Source organism: Oceanobacillus senegalensis, from assembly GCF_900176885.1.
GTDB lineage: Bacteria > Bacillota > Bacilli > Bacillales > Amphibacillaceae > Oceanobacillus > Oceanobacillus senegalensis.
On record NZ_LT839648.1, the window covers coordinates 1,114,977 to 1,136,183 of the forward strand.

Genomic DNA, 21,207 nt, shown 5'->3' on the forward strand with positions numbered 1-21,207 from the left:
TTTGAACACAATTGTATTATCATTTTTTCAGTACCATTAAATCCACTTCTGAAGGAAAGGTAATTGTTTTAATTCCTCTCTAGTTACAAACCTTAAAAGTATTAAAAATCCAAGGTAGATAATTAATAAAATTAAGAGTGTGAGTAAAAAGAATAAAATATTAGGTTGAAACATATCAAACATTCTTTTCAATAGGGTTCCTGTACCCCACGTTAGTAGTATGAGTAAAATCATTTTACTAATATCTTTAAAAGGAATAGAATATTGAATAGCATTTTGTAATGTTATTAAGTGTAATAAGGTTATTAATACAACTCCGACACTCATGGAAATCGCGACACCCATAATACCGAAGTTTGGGTTTGATGCTAGTATAAATAGAACAATAAATTTAACCATTGCACCAATTAGACTATTCCACATCGCTGGTCTAGCTAAATCAAGAGCCTGCAGAGCGGCTTGAAGCGGTGATTGAATATATAACAAAATGTAAAAAGGTGCCATTAATACGATGAAAGGGCTAGCACTTCCTGTTCCATACATATAGGTAAGAATTTGTACCGAAAATAAAGTTAATACAATGGTTGCTATCGCTCCAGATGCAAAGGAAATTCGGATGGATTGATGAATACGATAATGTATAAGTTTGCGATTATTCTTCGCCTCTGCTTCTGAAATGTTTGGGACTAGTGCAATTGCTAAAGAATGTGTAATAAAAGTAGGGAGGTATAACAAGGGTAATACATAACCGGTTAATTCCCCATATTGCTTGGTAGCTAGAGTGGTTGTAATTCCCGCAATAGCTAAACTCTGTGCAACGAGTATTGGCTCCAGAAAATTGGATACCGAACCTATCATCCTGCTTCCGGTACTAGGCAAAGAAATGGAAAATAACTCTTTTAATGTTCCCTTACTTGATTTAAGATAGGAAAAGAAATTGGTTCGAACTTTTATTCGTTTCTTACGTTTGAAGCTATTTATCATATATAGCATTGAAACAAATTCTCCTAGAATCACACTTACCATTGCACCGGCAGCTGCAAATTCCACACCGTATGGAAGGAGGAACTTAATAAATAAAGCAACACAAGTTATCCGTACGACTTGTTCAATTACCTGTGCAAAACTTTGTGGTTTCATATTTTGCTTTCCTTGAAAGTACCCTCGTAAAACAGCAGAAACGGCTGTAATAGGAACAATAGGACTAATTGCTATTAAAGGGTAAAGCGTTCTTTCATCTGTAAGTAATGTTGTGGCAATAAATGGTGCTCCAATTACCATGATAATGGTAAATAAAATACTCGTAATAGAAGTTATGACTAACGAGACGATTAATATCCTTTTTACTTTCGCCTGGTCACCAATTGCATCTGCTTCAGCTACTCTTTTAGAAATAGCTACCGGAAGTCCAAGCTGAGTTAAGGTCATAACTAAAAATAGGGTAGGTAATGCCATCATATATAAACCTACACCTTCTTCCCCCATTAATCTAGCTACAACAATACGATTAATAAAACCGAGAAATCGCGTTATCATTCCAGCAAATATTAAAATTAGAGCTCCTTTTAAAAATGTTTGTTTGGTCATATTGGTCGCCCTGCCTTCTCAAAAAATAAAAATTCATATACAATGATATATATGCTATTTGTATGGCCAAGCATGACAAGCAAATTTTCCAGATAAATAGGAGGGAAATTATGGAAGTCTTTCAACCTGTAAATGAATGGAAACATGAGGTTAAACCGGTATTAGATAGTAAATCAAGGGAATTTCAGGAATTAGGTTATTCTCAGGCTACAAGTGAAGATATTTGGAAATGTTTAATAGAAAAAGTATGGAAGGGGAATCCTAAAAAACGAATTTACGAAACGGTTCAGGATATATTTCATTTAGGTTCTAGTGTATACTTAAGTTACTTGACCGTTCATTCATATGAAAATGTTGATTTAATGGCTTCTATTTCCGCATTAACGAGCGAAGGAGAAGCAAACGATTAAAGATTGTACATAAGAAGTAGGAGGCAATTCATACATGAAAAAGAGAGGCAGAATCGTTGCCTTTTTTCTAATCGTATTACTATTTGCATTAACGATTGGAACAACGATTACAGGTGTTACGAAAGATATTAATCTAGGACTCGATCTTCAGGGTGGATTTGAAATTTTGTATGAAGTAGAACCAGTTGATGAGTCTCAGGAGGTTACGAGAAGTCTAATGGAGGGCACGGTGGAAACGTTAAATGACCGTGTCAATCGACTTGGAATAAGTGAGGCAGTAATTAACATTGAAGGGGACGATAGGATTCGTGTTCAATTGGCAGGAGTTGGGGACCAGTCTGAAGCCAGGGAATTAATTGGAACCTCTGCCCAACTATCGTTCCGTGATGTAAATGATAATGTATTATTGAGTGGTACGGATATTGTAGAAGGAAGTGCTTCACAGGATTTTGACCCGACAACAAATGCGCCAATCGTATCACTACAATTAAAGGATGCCAGTAAATTTGGTGAAGTAACAAGTCAAATTAAAAATATGAATGATCCGCAAACACCATATCCTGATAATCTACTAGTCATTTGGATGGATTACAGGGAAGGGGATTCATTTGCAGAAGAATTTGGAAAGGCTGACCCTAAATATATATCTGCCCCAAGTGTAAATGAAACGTTAAATACTACGAATGTCATGATAAGTGGTAATTTCACTGTGGACTCGGCAAAGCAATTGGCAGATATTATTAATTCTGGTTCATTACCAGTCCATATGACCGAAATTTATTCTAATTCTGTTGGAGCACAATTCGGTGATCAGGCATTAAGTGAGACAGTGTTTGCAGGTATTATCGGTGTTGCACTTATAATTTTATTCTTATTAGCTGTTTATCGTTTTGCAGGAATTATTGCATCAATAAACTTAATCATTTATACGTATATTGTCTTATTAGTCTTTGAATTGATGAACGGGGTATTGACACTTTCTGGCATTGCAGCACTTATTTTAGGTATTGGAATGGCAGTAGATGCGAATGTTATTACATTTGAACGTATAAAAGAGGAGTTACGAGTTGGAAAATCTGTAAAAGCAGCGTTTAAAGCTGGTACGAAAAACTCCTTCACAACAATCCTAGATGCTAATTTAACAACCCTTATAGCAGCAGCTGTATTATTTGTTTTTGGTACAAGCTCTGTAAAAGGATTTGCAACTATGTTAATTATTAGTATTTTAGTGAGTTTTCTAACAGCGGTGTTTGGTACAAGGTTATTGCTCAGTTTTTGGGTTCAAAGTGGTTCTTTAAACAAACGTAAAGGCTGGCTTGCAGTAAAAGAGACTGAGATTAAGGATATTGCAGATAACTCAGGTGAGGAACCGAAATTATTTAACCGTGACGTAAATGTTGTACAACATCGGACGAAACTTTTTGTTGGGACTAGTCTCATCTTTATCATAGGGGTAATTTCATTTATTGTATTCCAAATTAATCCCGGAATTGATTTTACTGCCGGATCTCGTATAGAAGTCGTTTCAGATAATAGCTTAACAACGGAGGAAGTTGAACAAGGCTTTGAAGAATTGGGGTATGAAGCAAAATCTATAGTGTTATCAGGTGATAATAACGAGATTGCAGTATCACGATTTGAAGATGTATTAACGGAGGACAACGTTGCAAAAGTACAGGATTATTTTGTCGATAAATATGGACAAACCCCAACTGTCAGTGTTGTTTCTCCAATTGTTGGACAAGAACTAGTAAAAAATGCGATTTATGCAGTTTCTATTGCAGCCATATTCATCATCATTTATGTAACATTACGGTTTGAATTTTTCTTTGCATTAACTGCTTTAATTGCACTGTTTCATGATGTATTTATTATGCTCGCGGTATTTAGCATTACACAAATTGAGTTTGACATAACCATTGTTTCCGCACTCTTAACCATTGTTGGGTATTCGATTAATAATACGATTGTTATTTTTGACCGAATTAGAGAGAACATCCGATTAGAAAAACGAGTCAAATCCTTTAAGCATCTTGCAACGATTGTAAATAGAAGTTTTATCCAATCGTTTACAAGAAGCATGAATACAGCAATTACAACCTTAATAGCTGTTTTCGCTTTCTTAATCCTAGGTGCTTCATCTATTACAACCTTTGCTCTTGCGCTAGCAGTAGGGTTATTAGCAGGTACTTATTCGTCCTTATTCCTTGCTGCGCAGATTTGGCTTGTATGGCGTGGTAAATCTATTAAGGATAAACCACTTGATTTTAGAAAGAAAAAACGCGTTGATGGTCCACAAGTATAGTATATTCAAACTAAACCCTTACAGAAAAAACTGTAAGGGTTTGATTTGTTTTTAAAGAAAAGGGTAATTTAAGTAATGGGTATATTAAACTTTTTAGGAGGTTAACGTGTGAAAGGACAAACGTATGTTATACTAGCAATCATTTTAGTAATAATAATTACTGTCTTCGCAATTATGAATGTGGAGCCAGTAGAGGTTAATTTCTTCTTCTGGAATGGAGAAATACCCCTTATTCTTGTCATATTGTTCTCTGTATTAATGGGTGGTTTAATTACCGCTGCCGTTGGTGCTATAAAGATGTTTCAATTGCAAAGAGAAAATAAGCGATTGAAGAATACAAACAAAGCCTTAGAAGTGAAACGAGAACATTATATGCAAGAAAATCAATTGGAAGAAGTAAAAGAAAACATGGGTAACGTCGAAGGAGAGAAAGAGGAATAGGCCATTTTTATACAGTATGGAAGTTTTATGTTGTAATGGAAGTATTATGTGCCGTAATTGGAGTGTATTTTTATAGTGGTATACGATGACATATTATATCTTCATGCCAAAACAGTAACCTTTAAATAATGCAGTCACCTTACAAAGGAAAATATTCTTATTTGCTACCCCTGATATGCTCTAGTATAATAGATTAGTCAGGGGTGAATCTATGTTACAAAGTAAATCAAAATGGAAGTACACGGAAATAGTAAATAAACCAATGCCGTGGATGGAAGAGTTAAATGAATTATCTCCTATTGTGAAGCAACTGTTATTTCAAAGAGGGATTAATACAATAGAAGAAGCAAAGCAATTTTTATCACCTGATATTCAAAATTTACATAGCCCTAACCGTTTAAGTTCCATTGATAAAGCAACTGAACGGGTACATCAGGCTATTAGGGATAATGAAAGAATACTTGTATTTGGTGATTACGATGCTGATGGGGTTAGCTCAACAACCGTAATGTTAAAAGCATTACTAGAATTAGGTGCGGATTGTGACTATTATATACCAAATCGTTTTACGGAAGGGTATGGTCCGAATGAACAAGCCTTTCGAGCAGCATATAAAAATGGATATTCTTTAATAATAACTGTAGATACAGGTATAGCAGCAATACATGAAGCACAGGTAGCAGTGGAATTAGGTATAGATTTAATTATTACTGATCACCATGAAGTTCAGGATTTACCAGATTCTTTTGCTATTCTCCATCCAAAATGTTCCCCTGAATATCCTTTCAAGGAGCTTGCCGGTGTCGGAGTTGCTTTTAAATTTGCTGAAAAACTTTTAGGATACTTTCCAAAGCATTTACTTGAATTCGTTGCTATAGGAACGATTGCGGACTTGGTACCTTTAATAGATGAGAATAGGATTCTTGCCTTTTATGGACTACATGCATTGACTATATCAAAAAATGCTGGGATAAAGGCATTAAAAAATGTGTGCCAAATTGAAGGTAATGTTACGGAAGAGGATGTTGGTTTTTCAATAGGTCCTAGGTTAAATGCAGTCGGTCGTCTTCAAGATGCGGATCTTGCAGTTCAACTTCTTATGTCAGATAACATAACAGAAGCTACTGAACTAGCCGAAGAGATTCAACTCATAAATGAACGTAGAAAAGAAATAGTAAATGAAATTGTAAAAGAAGCAGAGGAAGTAGTGGAGGCTGATGAAGGGGTTATTGTTGTAGCAAAAAAAGGATGGAATGAAGGAGTGCTAGGAATAGTAGCATCAAGATTAGTGAAAAAATATGATCGTCCTGCCATAGTGTTAACAATTAAACCTGAATCACAGGAAGCTAAGGGTTCCGCAAGAAGTATTCCGGCCTTTGATTTATTCCAGGGTTGTATGGAGGTCAGAGAACTCTTTAACCATTTTGGCGGACATGCACAGGCTGCAGGGATGACACTTCCACTGGAGAATCTGGATAAATTAAAAACTAATTTAAATCAAATTATTTTTTCAGAATTACACGAAGAGGATTTTAAACAAGAAATTGAGATTTGTAGTAAGCTTTCCATTACAGATATTAATATAGAGTTAATACAAGAAATATCTAGGTTAGCTCCATTCGGAATGATGAATCCTAAACCCGTTTTTCAAATTGAAGAAATCCCAAGCGATTTACGGCAAATTGGTAGTGCTAGGGATCATCTTAAAATGCAATTTAAAAAAGATAATATTAAATTAGAAGCAATTGGGTTTGGAATAGGTGATTTATTTTCAAACATTGCCCCAAAAACTCCTATTAAGGTTATCGGGGAATTAGGCATTAATGAATGGAATGGAAATAAAAAAGTGCAGATGATGATTCAAGATATAAGAATCGATACTTGGCAGCTATTTGATAATAGAGGAAGAAAATATTTTACTATACCGCGCGAATTTAACCAAACTGCTTTAGCATTGACTATAGATGGTCAGAGGCGGTTAGATGGAGACATAGAACATATTTCCTATGATATAAATAGCAAAGAATTTCAACATATCGATATATTATATATTTGTGATTTACCACCTAATCTGAAAGTTTTACGAGACATCGTTCAAGCAACTCGTCCAAAAATTATTCATACCTGTTATACTGTTGAAAACAGTGCCTATTTAACAACCTTTCCAACTAGAGATGAATTTATTTGGTATTATGCGCTAATAAAAAAACGTAAAGAACTAGATTTAAAACATGAACTAGCGGCTATTATGAATGCTAAGGGATGGAGTAAAGAACGCATTATTTTTATTTCTAAGGTGTTTTATGAATTAGATTTTGTTAGAATAAATGATGGAGTTGTTCAGATTAATCCGAACCCAAGTAAACGAGATCTTGCAGATTCAAAACTATACCAGAAACGAATGAATCGCATTGAAATTGAAAAAACGTTATACTACTCAAATTATGATGAATTAAGGAATTGGTTTTCAAGTTGTATGGATTATACGGAAACCGCCAAGGAGGAAATTTTGAATGGATTATAAACAGCATATAGAGATTGTAGAAAATTATCCGAAAGAAGGAATTCAATTTAAGGATATCACACCATTAATGAATAATGGAGAGGCATACAGAGCTGCGGTTAACGATATCGTTGAGTATGCAAAAGATAAAGAGGTTGATATAGTAGTCGGACCAGAGGCTCGAGGATTTATTATTGGCTGTCCTGTTTCCTATGCATTAGGAATTGGATTTGCTCCAGTAAGAAAAGAAGGAAAATTACCTCGTGAAGTCATAAAAGTAGACTATGGTTTAGAGTATGGAACAAATGTATTAACTATCCATAAGGATGCTATTAAACCAGGGCAGCGTGTGTTAATAACAGATGATTTATTAGCAACTGGCGGAACCATTGAAGCAACGATTAAATTAGTAGAAGAACTTGGCGGTATCGTTGCGGGATGTGCTTTTCTTATTGAATTAAGCTATTTAGATGGAATGGATAAGTTAAAAGATTATGATGTCCTAACACTTATGAAATACTAAATAATACGTAATCTGGGCTTGAATGAGTAAAAAAAATGCAGGTAAATAGGTCTGATGATATTGCAAAATTCGTCAGACCTATTATTATATATTTTTTTGTACTTTACTTTGTTTTATTTTATAAGTTTTTTAATTTAAAATGTTACATTAAAGTTAGTTTAGCCTGATATTACTTATTAGTTGGAATTAATGTTAAAATTATAGTAGACACAAAGTTTGAAAGAACATATAATGAAGGTTATATTTAACAGTATTAAGATATAAGCAGGAAGCAATTATACCTAGGATAGTAGAACAAAGGTGATCTTATGGCTAAAGACGATAATTATACAATTGAAGACATTAACGAAGTTGCTGGCAAATATCTATCTGACAATGATATGGCTTTTATTAATAAGGCTTATGAATATGCAAAAGAAGCGCACAAAGAGCAGTATCGAAAGTCCGGCGAACCATACATTATCCATCCTATACAGGTTGCAGGAATATTGGTAGACCTAGAGATGGATGCTGAAACGATAGCAGGTGGCTTTTTGCATGATGTTGTTGAGGATACAGACTATACATTTGATGATTTAGAGAAAGCTTTTAATCATGAAGTTGCAGTATTAGTAGATGGTGTTACCAAATTAGGGAAAATAAAATATAAATCTAAACAGGATTTACAAGCCGAGAATCATCGGAAAATGTTTGTTGCAATGGCAAAGGATATTCGGGTTATTCTTATTAAGTTAGCAGATAGACTTCACAATATGAGAACCCTAAAGCATTTGCCGCCAGAAAAGCAACGGATTAAAGCAAATGAAACGATTGAAATTTTTGCACCGTTAGCACATCGCTTAGGAATTTCGACGATTAAATGGGAATTAGAAGATACAGCTTTACGATATTTAAACCCACAGCAATATTATCGAATTGTGCATTTAATGAAGCAAAAAAGAATAGAACGTGAGAATTATATTCATGAGGTTATAGAGGAGTTAACTAATCAATTAAAAGAAGTAAACATAGATGCTGAAATGTCAGGTAGGCCTAAGCATTTATATAGTATTTACCAAAAGATGGTGAAACAAAACAAACAATTCAATGAAATTTATGATTTATTAGCGGTGCGGATTATTGTTGATAACATTAAAGATTGTTATGCAGCTCTTGGAATTATTCATACGAACTGGAAGCCGATGCCAGGACGTTTTAAGGATTATATTGCGATGCCGAAGCAAAACCTGTATCAATCCCTGCATACTACTGTTATAGGACCAAAAGGAGACCCATTAGAGGTTCAAATTCGCACAAAAGAGATGCATGAAATTGCTGAATATGGAATAGCTGCACATTGGGCTTATAAGGAAGGGAAGCAACTTAAAAAAGGGACTAAGACTTTTGAGGAAAAGCTTACTTTATTTAGAGAAATCTTAGATTGGCAGAGTGATACACATGATGCCGAGGAATTTATAGAATCCCTTAAAGTTGATTTATTCTCTGATATGGTCTATGTCTTCACACCTAAAGGGGATGTTATTGAACTTCCTTCAGGGTCTGTTCCGTTGGATTTTGCATATAAAATTCATACTGAAATCGGCAATAAAACTGTCGGTGCAAAAATTAATGGGAAAATGGAACCATTAGATTATAAATTAAAAAATGGTGATATTATTGAGGTAATGACTTCCAAGCATTCTTATGGACCATCGCAGGATTGGTTAAAAATTACACAAACATCACAAGCAAAAAGTAAAATTAAACAATTTTTCAAAAAGCAACGAAAAGAAGAAAATGTTCTAAAAGGAAAAGAAGTAGTTGATAAGGAAATCCGAGCGCTTAATATTAATCCTAAGGAAGTATTAACGCCTGAAAACCTTCAACGAGTATGTGAGCGATTCAATTTTTCTAATGAAGAGGACATGTATGCAGCAGTTGGTTATCAAGGGATTACTGGAGCATTAATTGCTACTCGGTTAACGGAAAAAATTCGTGAAGCAAAACAGAAAGAACAAAATATTGAACAGACTATTCATGAGGTTAACTCTAGTGTTCGTAACAGAAAGGCACATAAAAAAGATTCGGGTGTTCGTGTTGAAGGTGTGGATAATTTATTAGTTAGACTTGCTAAATGCTGTAATCCAGTTCCCGGGGATAATATTGTCGGGTATATCACAAAAGGTCGAGGAGTGTCTGTTCATCGTTCGGATTGTCCCAATGTCCAGTCTGATGAAGCAAAACAACGCTTTCTACATGTAGAATGGGGAAGTTCACAGACTATTGATAAACAATATCACGTTGATTTAGAGGTCTCTGCTTATGATCGAAGAGGATTATTAAATGAAGTTTTACAAGCAGTAAATGAGCTGAAGACCAACATAACCCATGTGAATGGTAGGTCTGACCGTAATAAAATGGCGATAATACAAATTACCATTCTTATTCATAACACACATCATCTTAGAAAAGTTGTTGAACGAATTAAACAAATTAGGGATGTTTACAGTGTTACCAGAACATTGCATTAATGGAATAAAAAGTAAAGAGGAATGATTGAATGAAGGCAGTAATTCAGCGAGCAAGAAATGCACAGGTTTCGGTAGAAAAAGAGATAGTGGGGAAAATAGATAACGGTTTTGTTGTTCTATTAGGTGTAACCCATGACGATACGGAGGAAGATATTGATTATCTTGTAAACAAAATTGTTAACCTACGTGTTTTTGAGGATGAAAACGAAAAAATGAATGACTCACTTAAAGATGTAGGTGGTAGTATATTATCTATATCCCAATTCACCTTATATGCAGACACAAAAAAGGGGAGGAGACCTAATTTCACTAAAGCTGCAAAACCTGATTTTGCTAAACAGATGTACGAGACGTTTAATGAAAAGATTAGAAGTGAAGGTGTATTTGTAGAAACTGGTAAATTTGGCGAAATGATGGATGTGTCCCTCACCAATGTAGGGCCAGTTACCCTAATTATTGATAGTAAATCAAGGTAGTCCGAAAGCAAGAAGCGCCTTTACAGTTCAAGAATGCAGCGTCCTAAGGGGCGTTCGTTTTTTAACCTGTAAGAGCGCTATTGTTTTGTATTTATTGATTAGCAAAATGTTTTCTTAACCCGTTTATAATTCCATTTACTAGTCGTTTTTGATAGAAGCTTGTCTGAAGTTGTTTTTCGGTATTTTGATTCGAGATAAAGCCAAGCTCAACAAGTACTGCAGGTTTAAAATTTTGCCTGAGAACGTAAAAATCGCCAAAACTAGTGCCTCTGTCCTCAGCGTTTGTCGCTTGGATTATACCTTCTTGTATAGCTTGTGCAAGGGCTTGGTTTTGCTCATGGTAATAGTAAGTTTCAATACCTTTAACATTTTGTTGTCTTGGAAAACTATTATAATGTATACTTATAAAAACATCAGCGTCTGAGATGTTGGCATAGCTAGCCCGCGATTTTAGGGAGATGAATTCATCATTAGGTCTAGTAAGCAATACATTTGCACCAAGAATAGATAGTTCGTTTTTCAATTTTAATGTGGTAAAATATGCAAAATCCTTTTCATAGGTTCCAGTTGCTCCAATTGCACCCACGTCATGTCCCCCATGCCCAGCATCTAACACGATATTTTTATTTTTAAAACGGAAGTGTCCTGCCTCATTATGACTTTTCGATTTCTGCACTAATGCCTTGTTTAAAAAACCTGTGTACTCGCCATTAGAAACTTCAATCCAATTGGTTGTTTGGGAAATAACATTAAATGTTTCACCACGATTAGCAAAAGTGATAATTTCAAATGCAATGGAAGGCCCACTACGTATCTGGGTGTTATCAAATGGAATGGTTAGCCTTTTTGAGCTAGGTGATTTAAGATTTACTGGTTGGCCAGAAATATTCACATAATCGGCTATAATCCACCCATTACTTCCTTTGAATTCAATTTTTATCCAATTATCTTTTATGTCTAGGATAGGATATTGATCATTAGTATTAGCTTGTCCAATCGGTGCAAACTGTGTACCCGGACCACTACGAACATTTACATGGTCGGCTGTAATGTTGGCATTATCAGCCGATGTTGATTTAGGTGATGAAAAGAAGGCTACTATAATCAGTCCAATGATAACGTATGATTTTTTATGTAGCAAAATTAGTTTTCCCCCATATTCTCTCATGTAGCGTTTCCACTAAGTATAATAAATTTACTCCCTTTAGGCAAAACTATAATGACTAAAGGAGGAAGATGTGGATGCGAATGCAAGATAAACAATGGAATGTTGGGAATAGCAAGGATGTATTTGGAGTGGATTTACATCACTTTATGAACTTAGATGGGCATGCTAATTATATGGAAATTGCCGAGGAATTTGGTATTTCTATTGGTGAAGTAAAAATGTTAAAGAAAAAGTTGAATCGCTCTTGACAAGATAAAGTATAAAGATTATTATTATATTCATTCCAGTTGATTTTAGAAAATACAGTTTCAATAGAAGTTTGATAAATGTACCTATGATGGAAAAAGTAATTAGTAGAACGCTTGGATAGAGAGAAAATGTCGCGGGCTGAAAACATTTTTGCAAGAAGAACTAATGAAAGACATTCCTGAGGTTTTATATTGAAATAGAGTAGATATAAACGTTTTACAGGCGTTAACTGTAAAGAGCGAATGTATGAATATGCATTAACTAGGGTGGCAACGCGGGTAACTCTCGTCCCTTTTCATAGGGATGGGAGTTTTTTTGTTGTCATTTTTAGTATAAAGCAGAAGAAATGCTCAATAGCAATTTATAGTATTAAAAGAGCTATGGCATTTTATAAAGAAATGAAGTAGCTTCTATTATACATATTAATTATTTGAAATCAGGAGGTAAGGAAGGAAATGAGTATGAAAGCACCTAGAGGTACGGTAGATATACTGCCTAAGGATGCAAAGAAATGGCAATATGTCGAAAATAAAATAAAAGACATATGTACCCGATACAATTTTGACGAAATTCGGACACCATTGTTCGAGCATACGGAAGTATTTCAACGTGGTGTTGGTGATTCAACAGATATTGTTCAAAAAGAGATGTATACCTTTGAGGATAGAGGGGGAAGAAGTTTAACACTTCGTCCTGAGGGAACAGCAGCCGTTTCCCGTGCATTCGTTGAGAATAAATTGTATGGAGAAGCAAGTCAACCAGTAAAATTATATTATTTTGCACAAATGTTCCGCTATGAAAGACCACAAAAAGGGAGAATGCGTCAGCTTAATCAATTTGGTGTAGAGGTTTTAGGTAGTGATGATCCTGCAATTGATGCAGAAGTTATTGACTTGGCAATGACGGTTTATCAAAGTCTTGGTTTGAAATCATTAAAATTAGTTATCAACTCATTAGGTGATAAAGAAAGTAGAACTAATCATCGGAATGCTTTAATTGAACATTTTACACCACATATAGACGAGCTTTGCGACGATTGTAAGGTTCGTTTAAATCAAAATCCACTTAGAGTTTTGGACTGTAAAAGGGATAGAGAGCATCCAGCAATGAAGACAGCTCCATCTATTTTAGAGTATTTAAATGATGAATCAAAAACTTATTTTGCACAGGTAAAATCTCATTTAACGTCAATGGGGATTGAATATGTTGTAGATCCTAATTTAGTACGTGGCCTTGATTATTATAATCATACAGCCTTTGAAATTATGAGTGACGCAGATGGTTTTGGTGCCATTACTACCTTAGCAGGCGGTGGGAGATATAATGGATTAATTGAGGAATTAGGGGGGCCTAACACCCCCGGAATTGGCTTTGGAATGGGGTTAGAACGTTTACTTATGGCCTTAGATGCTGAACATGTAACACTACCAGTAGATGAAAAACTAGATTGTTATTTTATAGCTGTAGGGGATGAAGCGGTGAACGAATCCGTTCGTCTTGTACATGCATTAAGGGCAAATGGCATTCAAGTAGAAAAAGATTATCTTGGTAGAAAAATAAAAGGCCAGTTCAAAGCTGCTGATAGACTTCAGGCTAAATATGTATTAATTCTAGGGGAAAGTGAATTAGAAAATAATATTATTAATGTAAAATCAATGGAGTCAGGAGAACAAATTGAAGTTCCATTAGACCAGTTAATAGAAACAATGCAGAGAAATCTTCAGGGAGGAAAAAGCAATGAGTAATCGTCTTCTAGCAGGTACATTGACAGAAAACCAAGTTAATCAAGAAGTTTTATTAAAGGGTTGGGTGCAAAAACGCCGTGACCTTGGTGGATTAATTTTTATTGATCTCCGTGATAAATCAGGACTTGTACAGGTTGTATTTAATCCTGATTTTTCTGAAGAGGCATTACAAGTAGCGGATAAAATTAGAACAGAATATGTCGTTGAAATTAAAGGTAAGGTAGTTAAAAGAGATGAAGCTACCTATAATACCGCAATGAAGACCGGTAAGATTGAAGTCATTGCAAATGAAATTATCATCTTAAACAAGTCAAAAACACCGCCATTTACAATCCAAGATGAAACAGATGTTTCAGAAGATTTACGACTGAAGTATCGATATATTGATTTGCGAAGAAGTTCATTACAAGAAACGTTTCAATTACGTCATCAAACAACTCAAGCAATACGTAACTTTTTGAATAATGATGGGTTCCTTGAAATGGAAACACCAATTTTGACGAAAAGTACACCTGAAGGGGCACGTGATTATTTAGTGCCTAGTCGTGTTCATCCGGGGGAGTTTTATGCATTGCCACAGTCCCCTCAATTATTTAAGCAGTTAATTATGATGAGTGGCTTTGAAAAATATTATCAAATTGCTCGCTGTTTTCGTGATGAAGACCTTCGTGCTGACCGTCAACCAGAATTTACTCAAGTTGATATTGAGACATCCTTTATGACAAGTGATGAGATTATGGAAATGACAGAACGCATGATGCAGCAGGTTGTTAAAGAAGTGAAGGATATAGATATTGAATTACCTTTAGAAAGTATGCCATATCAGGAAGCGATGGATCGGTTTGGGTCAGATAAACCGGATACTAGGTTCGGACTTGAATTGATTCATGTATCTGAAATTGTTGCAAACTCTTCTTTTAAAGTATTCCAAGGAGCGGTTGAAAATGGTGGAAAAGTGGCACTGTTAAATGTTCAAGGTGAAGCGAAAAGCTATTCGAGAAAAGATATTGATAAATTAACAGATTTTGTAAAAATTTATGGTGCTAAAGGTCTTGCTTGGCTAAAGCTAGAAGAGGGCGAGTTAAAAGGACCTATTTCGAAGTTTTTATCAGAGGATGAAAAATCCGGTATAATTTCTAAAGCAAATGCTAAGGACGGAGATTTATTATTATTTGTGGCTGATAAAAATTCAATAGTTTATGATAGCTTAGGTGCATTAAGGTTAAAACTAGGTAAAGAGTTGAATCTTATTGATGAATCGAAGTTCAACTTTCTATGGGTAACGGATTGGCCACTATTAGAATATGACGAAGAATTAGGCAGATATTTTGCTGCACACCATCCATTCACATCTCCTGTAGAAGAGGATATGGATAAGCTAGAATCATCTCCAGAAACTGTTCGTGCTAATGCGTATGACCTAGTATTAAACGGGTATGAGCTTGGTGGGGGATCTGTACGTATCTATCAACGTGATGTTCAAAATAAGATGTTTAAGGCCCTTGGCTTTACAAAGGAAGAGGCAGAGGAGCAATTTGGATTCTTACTAGAAGCATTAGAATATGGTGCACCACCACATGGAGGAGTTGCACTTGGACTTGATCGAATTATTATGTTATTAGCCGGTAGATCTAATCTAAGAGATACGATTCTATTTCCAAAAACCGCTTCTGCATCTGATTTACTAACAGCAGCGCCTAGTGCAGTTAGCAATGCTCAGTTAAATGAATTGGGTATTCATTTAACGGAAAAAAATGATTAATTTGTTTAGCTGATGACATACTTTTGTAATGGCTTTTCATAATAATGAATGTTGCGAAAATTACGTTGGCATGTTAATATAAATTTACAAAGTAAAATAACTTATGTATATATCCTGATATGTACGTCTTTTTAATATATTTTGACCGAACAACTTTACAAATGGGAGCATCGAGTTTTTATGTTGCGTGCATGCCATCAAATGGTGGAAGCATAACATGCATAAAATAGGGCACCCACCTGCCAAATGCGGGATCAAAAAATAAGACGGCATTATCGGGATATATATATAACAGCTAATTATTGCAATAATTGATAAAATCGAAGCTTATTTTATACTTCACTCTAAACTAAAATTAAATTTTTATAAAGTGTATAAAAAAACTGACTCAAATTTATTGAGTCAGTTTTTTTAGTTCGAACTTTGAGCTACTTGCTCTAAATTACCGTTTTTATCCATTCGGAATGTTGGAGCTTTTATGGTGTCCTTATCATCAAAAACGGTCATCTTTCTAGCTCTTTCCATAATCTGGATAAAGGTTTGGTAATCTTCTTTAATAGCATTCATTTCATCTTCGGTTTGTCCTAATTGTTTTTCTAAACTATTTATTTTTTCTTTTAACATGCTATTCTCTCTTTGCGTTTGCTCTAATGATGCTTTTGATTGATTAGAAGCGTAGTAGTCTTTCTTTATTTCTTTTAAATATTGTATGACCATATCTAATGAAATAGCTGGTATTTCTGTTTGTTCTACCTTCTCTGGAAGGGTTATCCGTTCTTCATCAGATGGTAGTTCTTCAGAGGCAAATTCTTCAAAGTGTGCGCTAGATAGGACAGGAGCTATTGGTTTTCTAAACTGTCCTGATTTTCTTGCCATAGCACGCTTCTTTTCTTTTCTTTGCCTTTTTGCAAGGTCGATAGCACTATCGTATTTTTGTCTAACTTCTGCATTCCAGCGAAAACCGCAAGCTGCAGATGTTCGATTTAACTTGTCTCCAACCTCTTCAAAAGCATTTAGTTGTGTACTTCCTTCTCGAATATGTCTTAAAACCGTTTCAGCTAACAATAAATCATCTTCATGTGACCAAGCATCTTGTCTGACTTTAGCCATTGTGTTCAACTCCTTTTCCTAGCAGCATAAACAATAGTTTCGTACAGATAGGTATTCTCTTTAACTTGATATAAGTTTAGTAGGAAATCTATCTGCCCTTGAAAAATGATAATCATCTATGGAAAATAGATTTCCTTCGATGATTGGTGTTACTTTTTAATTATTGTTACCAGGAAAAGTGAGTTTTATACCTTTTTTCTTTTCTGTTGATTAATTTTATCATAGACTTGTTTCAGGGCTTGTTCAAATTTACCAGATTCTTTTGGGGAGTAGTAGTGTTTGTTTTTTATAGAATCAGGCAAATATTGTTGAATCACCCATCCATTTTCCGAATTATGTGGATATAAGTAGTCAACTCCACGTCCTAGTTTTTGTGCACCTTGGTAGTGTGCATCCTTAAGGTGGGCTGGTATTTCTCCACCCTTACCACTACGAATGTCGGATAAAGCTGCATCTAGTGCCTTATAAGCTGAGTTGGACTTTGGCGATAAACATAATTCAATAATAGCAACACTAAGGGGAATACGAGCTTCAGGGAAACCTAAGCGTTCTGCTGCCTGAACAGCTGCAATGGCTCTAGGACCTGCTTGTGGATTCGCTAAGCCGATATCTTCGTATGCCGTTACAATCATCCTTCTGGCTATACTGTCTAAATCACCAGCTTCGATTAACCTTCCAAGATAATGCAGTGCAGCATCTACATCACTTCCGCGAATTGATTTTTGGAAGGCGGAGATCACGTCATAATGTGCATCACCATTCTTATCATGAGAAAAGCTTTTCTTTTGCATACATTCTTCAGCTATTTCAAGTGAAATCACCGTTTGATTGCTTGAATCAGATGGTGTAGATGATACAGCTAGTTCCAATCCATTTAAAGCTGATCTTAAATCCCCACCTGAGGAATTTGCAAAATGCTCTAATGCCTCATCAGTAATATGTATATTTATGTTTCCATAGCCTTTTTCTTCATCATGAATGGCTCTGATAAGTGCATTTTTTATATTATCAATCGTAAGGCTATGTAATTCAAATAGATGGCACCGGCTACGAATAGCAGGATTTATGGCATGATATGGATTACTAGTCGTACAGCCAATCAAGGTTACTAGATTACTTTCTAAATGAGGTAAGAGAAAATCCTGTTTTGCTTTATCCAGACGATGAACCTCATCCAGTATAAGTACAATGTTTCCACGCATTTTCGCTTCTTCAACAACGATTTCCATGTCTTTCTTTTTATCAGTGACTGCATTAAGCAATTTAATGGGCAACCCCAAACTCTTCCCTAAGGCATTGGCCATTGATGTTTTCCCTGTACCTGGTGGTCCAAATAAAATCATGGAAGATAGTTTTTCTGCTTTAATCATGCGATTTAATATTTTTCCCTCTCCAACAAGATGTTCTTGACCAATAATTTCATCAATATGTGTAGGTCGCATTCGAAAAGCTAATGGTTCTTGTTTCATTTTCTCCGTCCTTTGTATATGATATTTTAGTATAAAGCTTAATTCCAATTCGGGTGAAATGCAAGGAACAAGTCATTCATGATATAATATCATGTACTGCTAAATGAAATAAATCTAATTCTCACATGCAAATGACATAAGACGATAACATTCAACTGAAAATATAATAAAGAATCGAAAATAAAAACTACTGAGGTGACAAACAATATGAAAATTTCAACCAAAGGAAGATACGGTTTAACGATAATGATTGATTTAGCAAAAAAAGAAGGGAATGGACCAACATCGCTAAAATCAATTGCTAAGGATAATGATTTATCCGAACACTATTTAGAGCAACTGGCATCACCATTAAGAAATGCAGGTCTCATAAAAAGCATTCGTGGTGCTTACGGTGGTTACGTATTAGCAAAAAATGCGAAGGAAATAAAAGCAGGTGATATTATACGTGTATTAGAGGGTCCTATCACCATTGTTGAAGGGATAGAGGATGAGCAACCAGCCCAGCAAGAATTATGGGGTAGAATACGAGATGCAATTAAAGGTGTATTAGATCGAACCACTTTAGAAGACTTAAAAAATCACGATGACGGCGAAAAACAACAAGCTTATATGTTTTATATTTAGTAGTAATGGACAGAAAGGAATCTGTGAGTATGGAAGCAATTTACTTGGATCATGCAGCAACAACGCCAATTGAAAAAGAAGTACTGGAAGCTATGTATCCGATTTATGAGCAAACATTCGGTAATCCATCTAGTGTACATTCATTTGGTAGAAAAGCTAGACGTGTTTTAGATGAAGCTAGACGTGTAATGGCTAAAAGTATCAACGCAAATGAAAAAGAAATTACCTTTACCAGTGGTGGAACGGAAGCGGATAACTTAGCTTTAATCGGAACAGCTCTTGCCAATAAGGAACGAGGTAAACATATAATAACAACAGTTATGGAGCATCATGCTACACTTCATACTGCAGAGTATTTGGAAAAACAGGGGTTTGATGTAACTTATTTGCCCGTATACGAGGATGGTATGATACGTGTAGATGACTTAAAACAAGCATTGCGAGATGATACCATACTAGTTTCGATTATGTATGTAAACAATGAAACTGGAATGGTTCAACCTATTGAACAAATTGGGGAAATCTTATTTAATCATCCAGCATTTTTCCATACTGATGCTGTCCAGGCTTATGGTTTATTAGATATTAATGTAAAGGAGCTGGGAATTGATTTATTATCCGTATCCTCTCACAAAATTTATGGGCCAAAAGGGGTCGGCTTCCTATATGTGAAGGAAGGGGTTCCTATTCAAACATTACAATTTGGGGGAGAACAGGAGAGAAAACGGCGTCCTGGTACAGAGAATGTAGTTAGTATAGTCGGTTTCCAAAAAGCGGTCGAACTTTCAATGGAACGTAAAGAGGAACGTAATCAACAGTATAAAATGTTTAAAAATTTGTTTTTACAAGTGCTTCGGGAAAATGGAGTAACCTTTACTATAAATGGTGATCCTGATTCACAAATTGCTTCTATTGTAAACCTGAGCTTCCCTGGTGCGAATGTTGAACAATTGTTAACCAATTTTGACCTAGATGGTATTGCTGCTTCAAGTGGAAGTGCTTGTACGGCGGGAAGTGTGGAGCCTTCACATGTATTAACAGCCATGTTTGGAGAAAATAACCCATGTACAACAAATTCTATTCGATTCAGCTTTGGAAACTTTAATACTACTGAAAACGTAAAAGAAGCAGCAAATCGTATTGCAAAAATAGTAAAACGGTTAACCTCGTAAGGATACTGAAATCATAAAAAGGAATGTGAGTTAACATGAAAGATAATAAAGATATACGAGTGGTTGTAGGAATGAGCGGAGGTGTTGATTCTTCCGTCGCAGCATTATTACTAAAGGAACAGGGATATGATGTTATTGGCATATTTATGAAAAATTGGGATGATACGGATGAGTTCGGTGTTTGTACAGCAACAGAAGATTTTGATGATGTGGTTCGAGTTTGTAATCAGCTTGATATACCTTATTACTCCGTTAACTTTGAAAAAGAATATTGGGATAAAGTATTTACTTATTTTTTAGATGAGTACAAGGCAGGAAGAACACCAAATCCAGATGTTATGTGTAACAAAGAGATTAAATTTAAAGCATTTTTGGACCATGCGCTGTCATTAGGTGCAGATTATTTAGCTACAGGACATTATGCGCAAGTTCGAGAAGTGGATGGAACAGTGCAAATGCTACGCGGTGTCGATGATAACAAAGATCAAACTTATTTCCTTAATCAATTATCTTCAGACATTTTAAGTAAAGTGATGTTCCCGCTAGGTGACATACCTAAATCAAAAGTACGTGAAATTGCTAAAGAGGCAGGGTTAGTAACTGCTAGTAAAAAGGATTCAACAGGGATATGTTTTATTGGAGAACGTAATTTTAAAGAATTCTTAAGTGAATATTTACCAGCTCAACCAGGGGAAATGAAAACGTTAGATGGAGAGGTAAAAGGTCGTCATGATGGATTAATGTACTACACACTAGGTCAAAGACAAGGTCTAGGAATTGGTGGACCAGGAGATCCTTGGTTTGTTGTTGGAAAAAATCTAAAAGAAAATACATTGTATGTAGAACAAGGCTACTCTAATGATAAATTATATTCAGAAGCGTTAATTGCAACGGATATAAATTGGATTAATCCAGACTTGGTTGAAGAATCGTTTACATGTACTGCAAAATTCAGATATCGTCAAAAGGATAGTGATGTTACAGTAACTTTACTAGATGAAGGTAAAGTTAGGGTTGATTTTCATGAGAATCAACGTGCGATTACCCCAGGACAGGCCGTAGTTTTTTATGATGGAGAAGTATGTCTTGGTGGGGCAACCATAGACATAGTTATTAAAAATGATCAAGCACTATCTTATGTCGGCTAAGG

At 35.3% G+C, this 21,207-nt stretch carries 17 protein-coding genes, 1 other RNA gene and 1 other annotated feature; of the genes, 14 read left to right on the top strand and 4 right to left on the bottom strand.

Annotated elements, in window-relative coordinates; translation table 11 throughout:
• Window positions 1–36: 36 nt before the first annotated feature.
• Complete coding sequence (gene spoVB, locus CAO17_RS05240; RefSeq protein ID WP_085991804.1) at window positions 37–1,587, bottom strand: stage V sporulation protein B; 1,551 nt, start codon at window positions 1,585–1,587, stop codon at window positions 37–39.
• 110 nt (window positions 1,588–1,697) lie between these two features.
• Here spoVB and CAO17_RS05245 point away from each other — a divergent pair, with 110 nt between their 5' ends.
• The 7 genes from CAO17_RS05245 to dtd all read left to right on the top strand — a co-directional run bounded on the left by CAO17_RS05245 (window position 1,698) and on the right by dtd (window position 10,755).
• Entirely contained in the window at window positions 1,698–1,997 is a 300-nt protein-coding gene (locus tag CAO17_RS05245; protein ID WP_085991805.1) for a post-transcriptional regulator, read from the top strand.
• A 34-nt stretch (window positions 1,998–2,031) separates the two neighbouring features.
• A complete protein-coding gene (secDF, locus tag CAO17_RS05250) occupies window positions 2,032–4,302 on the top strand; it encodes a protein translocase subunit SecDF (protein WP_085991806.1) in 2,271 nt (756 codons plus the stop codon).
• Window positions 4,303–4,410: 108 nt separating this feature from the next.
• A complete protein-coding gene (locus CAO17_RS05255; RefSeq protein WP_085991807.1) occupies window positions 4,411–4,743 on the top strand; it encodes a LapA family protein in 333 nt (110 codons plus the stop codon).
• Window positions 4,744–4,954: 211 nt separating this feature from the next.
• Window positions 4,955–7,267, top strand: coding sequence for a single-stranded-DNA-specific exonuclease RecJ (recJ, locus tag CAO17_RS05260; RefSeq protein ID WP_085991808.1), 2,313 nt, complete (start codon window positions 4,955–4,957; stop codon window positions 7,265–7,267).
• Complete coding sequence (locus tag CAO17_RS05265; RefSeq protein WP_085991809.1) at window positions 7,257–7,769, top strand: adenine phosphoribosyltransferase; 513 nt, start codon at window positions 7,257–7,259, stop codon at window positions 7,767–7,769. Before recJ ends, CAO17_RS05265 begins: the two co-directional genes overlap by 11 nt.
• Before the next feature lie 308 nt (window positions 7,770–8,077).
• Window positions 8,078–10,279 carry a RelA/SpoT family protein gene (locus tag CAO17_RS05270; RefSeq protein ID WP_085991810.1) on the top strand — a complete coding sequence of 734 codons (2,202 nt, stop codon included), beginning with the start codon at window positions 8,078–8,080 and terminating at the stop codon, window positions 10,277–10,279.
• A gap of 29 nt (window positions 10,280–10,308) precedes the next feature.
• Window positions 10,309–10,755 (top strand): D-aminoacyl-tRNA deacylase, encoded by a 447-nt coding sequence (gene dtd / locus CAO17_RS05275; RefSeq protein ID WP_085991811.1) that lies wholly within the window; start codon window positions 10,309–10,311, stop codon window positions 10,753–10,755.
• 91 nt (window positions 10,756–10,846) lie between these two features.
• Here dtd and CAO17_RS05280 read toward each other — a convergent pair whose 3' ends face one another.
• Complete coding sequence (locus CAO17_RS05280) at window positions 10,847–11,896, bottom strand: N-acetylmuramoyl-L-alanine amidase family protein (protein ID WP_179151893.1); 1,050 nt, start codon at window positions 11,894–11,896, stop codon at window positions 10,847–10,849.
• 101 nt (window positions 11,897–11,997) lie between these two features.
• Between CAO17_RS05280 and CAO17_RS20965 the strand changes: the two genes are divergently transcribed.
• The 4 genes from CAO17_RS20965 to ssrS all read left to right on the top strand — a co-directional run bounded on the left by CAO17_RS20965 (window position 11,998) and on the right by ssrS (window position 15,965).
• The gene (locus tag CAO17_RS20965) at window positions 11,998–12,171 is read left to right on the top strand and encodes an RNA polymerase sigma factor sigma-70 region 4 domain-containing protein (RefSeq protein ID WP_179151894.1); all 174 of its coding nucleotides are present in this window, start codon (window positions 11,998–12,000) and stop codon (window positions 12,169–12,171) included.
• 77 nt (window positions 12,172–12,248) lie between these two features.
• Window positions 12,249–12,468 (top strand) — a binding site (T-box leader).
• Between the two features lie 159 nt (window positions 12,469–12,627).
• Window positions 12,628–13,917, top strand: a complete 1,290-nt coding sequence (gene hisS / locus CAO17_RS05285) for a histidine--tRNA ligase (protein WP_085991813.1) — start codon at window positions 12,628–12,630, stop codon at window positions 13,915–13,917.
• A complete protein-coding gene (gene aspS / locus CAO17_RS05290) occupies window positions 13,910–15,679 on the top strand; it encodes an aspartate--tRNA ligase (RefSeq protein ID WP_085991814.1) in 1,770 nt (589 codons plus the stop codon). The genes hisS and aspS overlap by 8 nt, the downstream gene beginning before the upstream one ends.
• A 108-nt stretch (window positions 15,680–15,787) precedes the next feature.
• Window positions 15,788–15,965, top strand: a non-coding RNA gene (gene ssrS / locus CAO17_RS05295) — 6S RNA.
• Window positions 15,966–16,090: 125 nt separating this feature from the next.
• Here ssrS and CAO17_RS05300 read toward each other — a convergent pair.
• Window positions 16,091–16,789: an RsfA family transcriptional regulator gene (locus CAO17_RS05300; RefSeq protein WP_085991815.1), complete on the bottom strand. Its 699-nt coding sequence runs from the start codon at window positions 16,787–16,789 to the stop codon at window positions 16,091–16,093.
• A gap of 185 nt (window positions 16,790–16,974) precedes the next feature.
• On the bottom strand, window positions 16,975–18,258 hold the full coding sequence (locus CAO17_RS05305; protein WP_085991816.1) for a replication-associated recombination protein A: 1,284 nt from the start codon (window positions 18,256–18,258) through the stop codon (window positions 16,975–16,977).
• Window positions 18,259–18,465: 207 nt separating this feature from the next.
• Here CAO17_RS05305 and cymR point away from each other — a divergent pair, with 207 nt between their 5' ends.
• The 3 genes from cymR to mnmA are packed head-to-tail and all read left to right on the top strand — an operon-like array spanning window position 18,466 to window position 21,205.
• Window positions 18,466–18,885, top strand: a complete 420-nt coding sequence (gene cymR, locus CAO17_RS05310; protein ID WP_085991817.1) for a cysteine metabolism transcriptional regulator CymR — start codon at window positions 18,466–18,468, stop codon at window positions 18,883–18,885.
• A 29-nt stretch (window positions 18,886–18,914) separates the two neighbouring features.
• On the top strand, window positions 18,915–20,057 hold the full coding sequence (locus CAO17_RS05315; protein WP_085991818.1) for a cysteine desulfurase family protein: 1,143 nt from the start codon (window positions 18,915–18,917) through the stop codon (window positions 20,055–20,057).
• Window positions 20,058–20,092: 35 nt separating this feature from the next.
• On the top strand, window positions 20,093–21,205 hold the full coding sequence (mnmA, locus tag CAO17_RS05320) for a tRNA 2-thiouridine(34) synthase MnmA (protein ID WP_085991819.1): 1,113 nt from the start codon (window positions 20,093–20,095) through the stop codon (window positions 21,203–21,205).
• Window positions 21,206–21,207 lie beyond the last annotated feature (2 nt).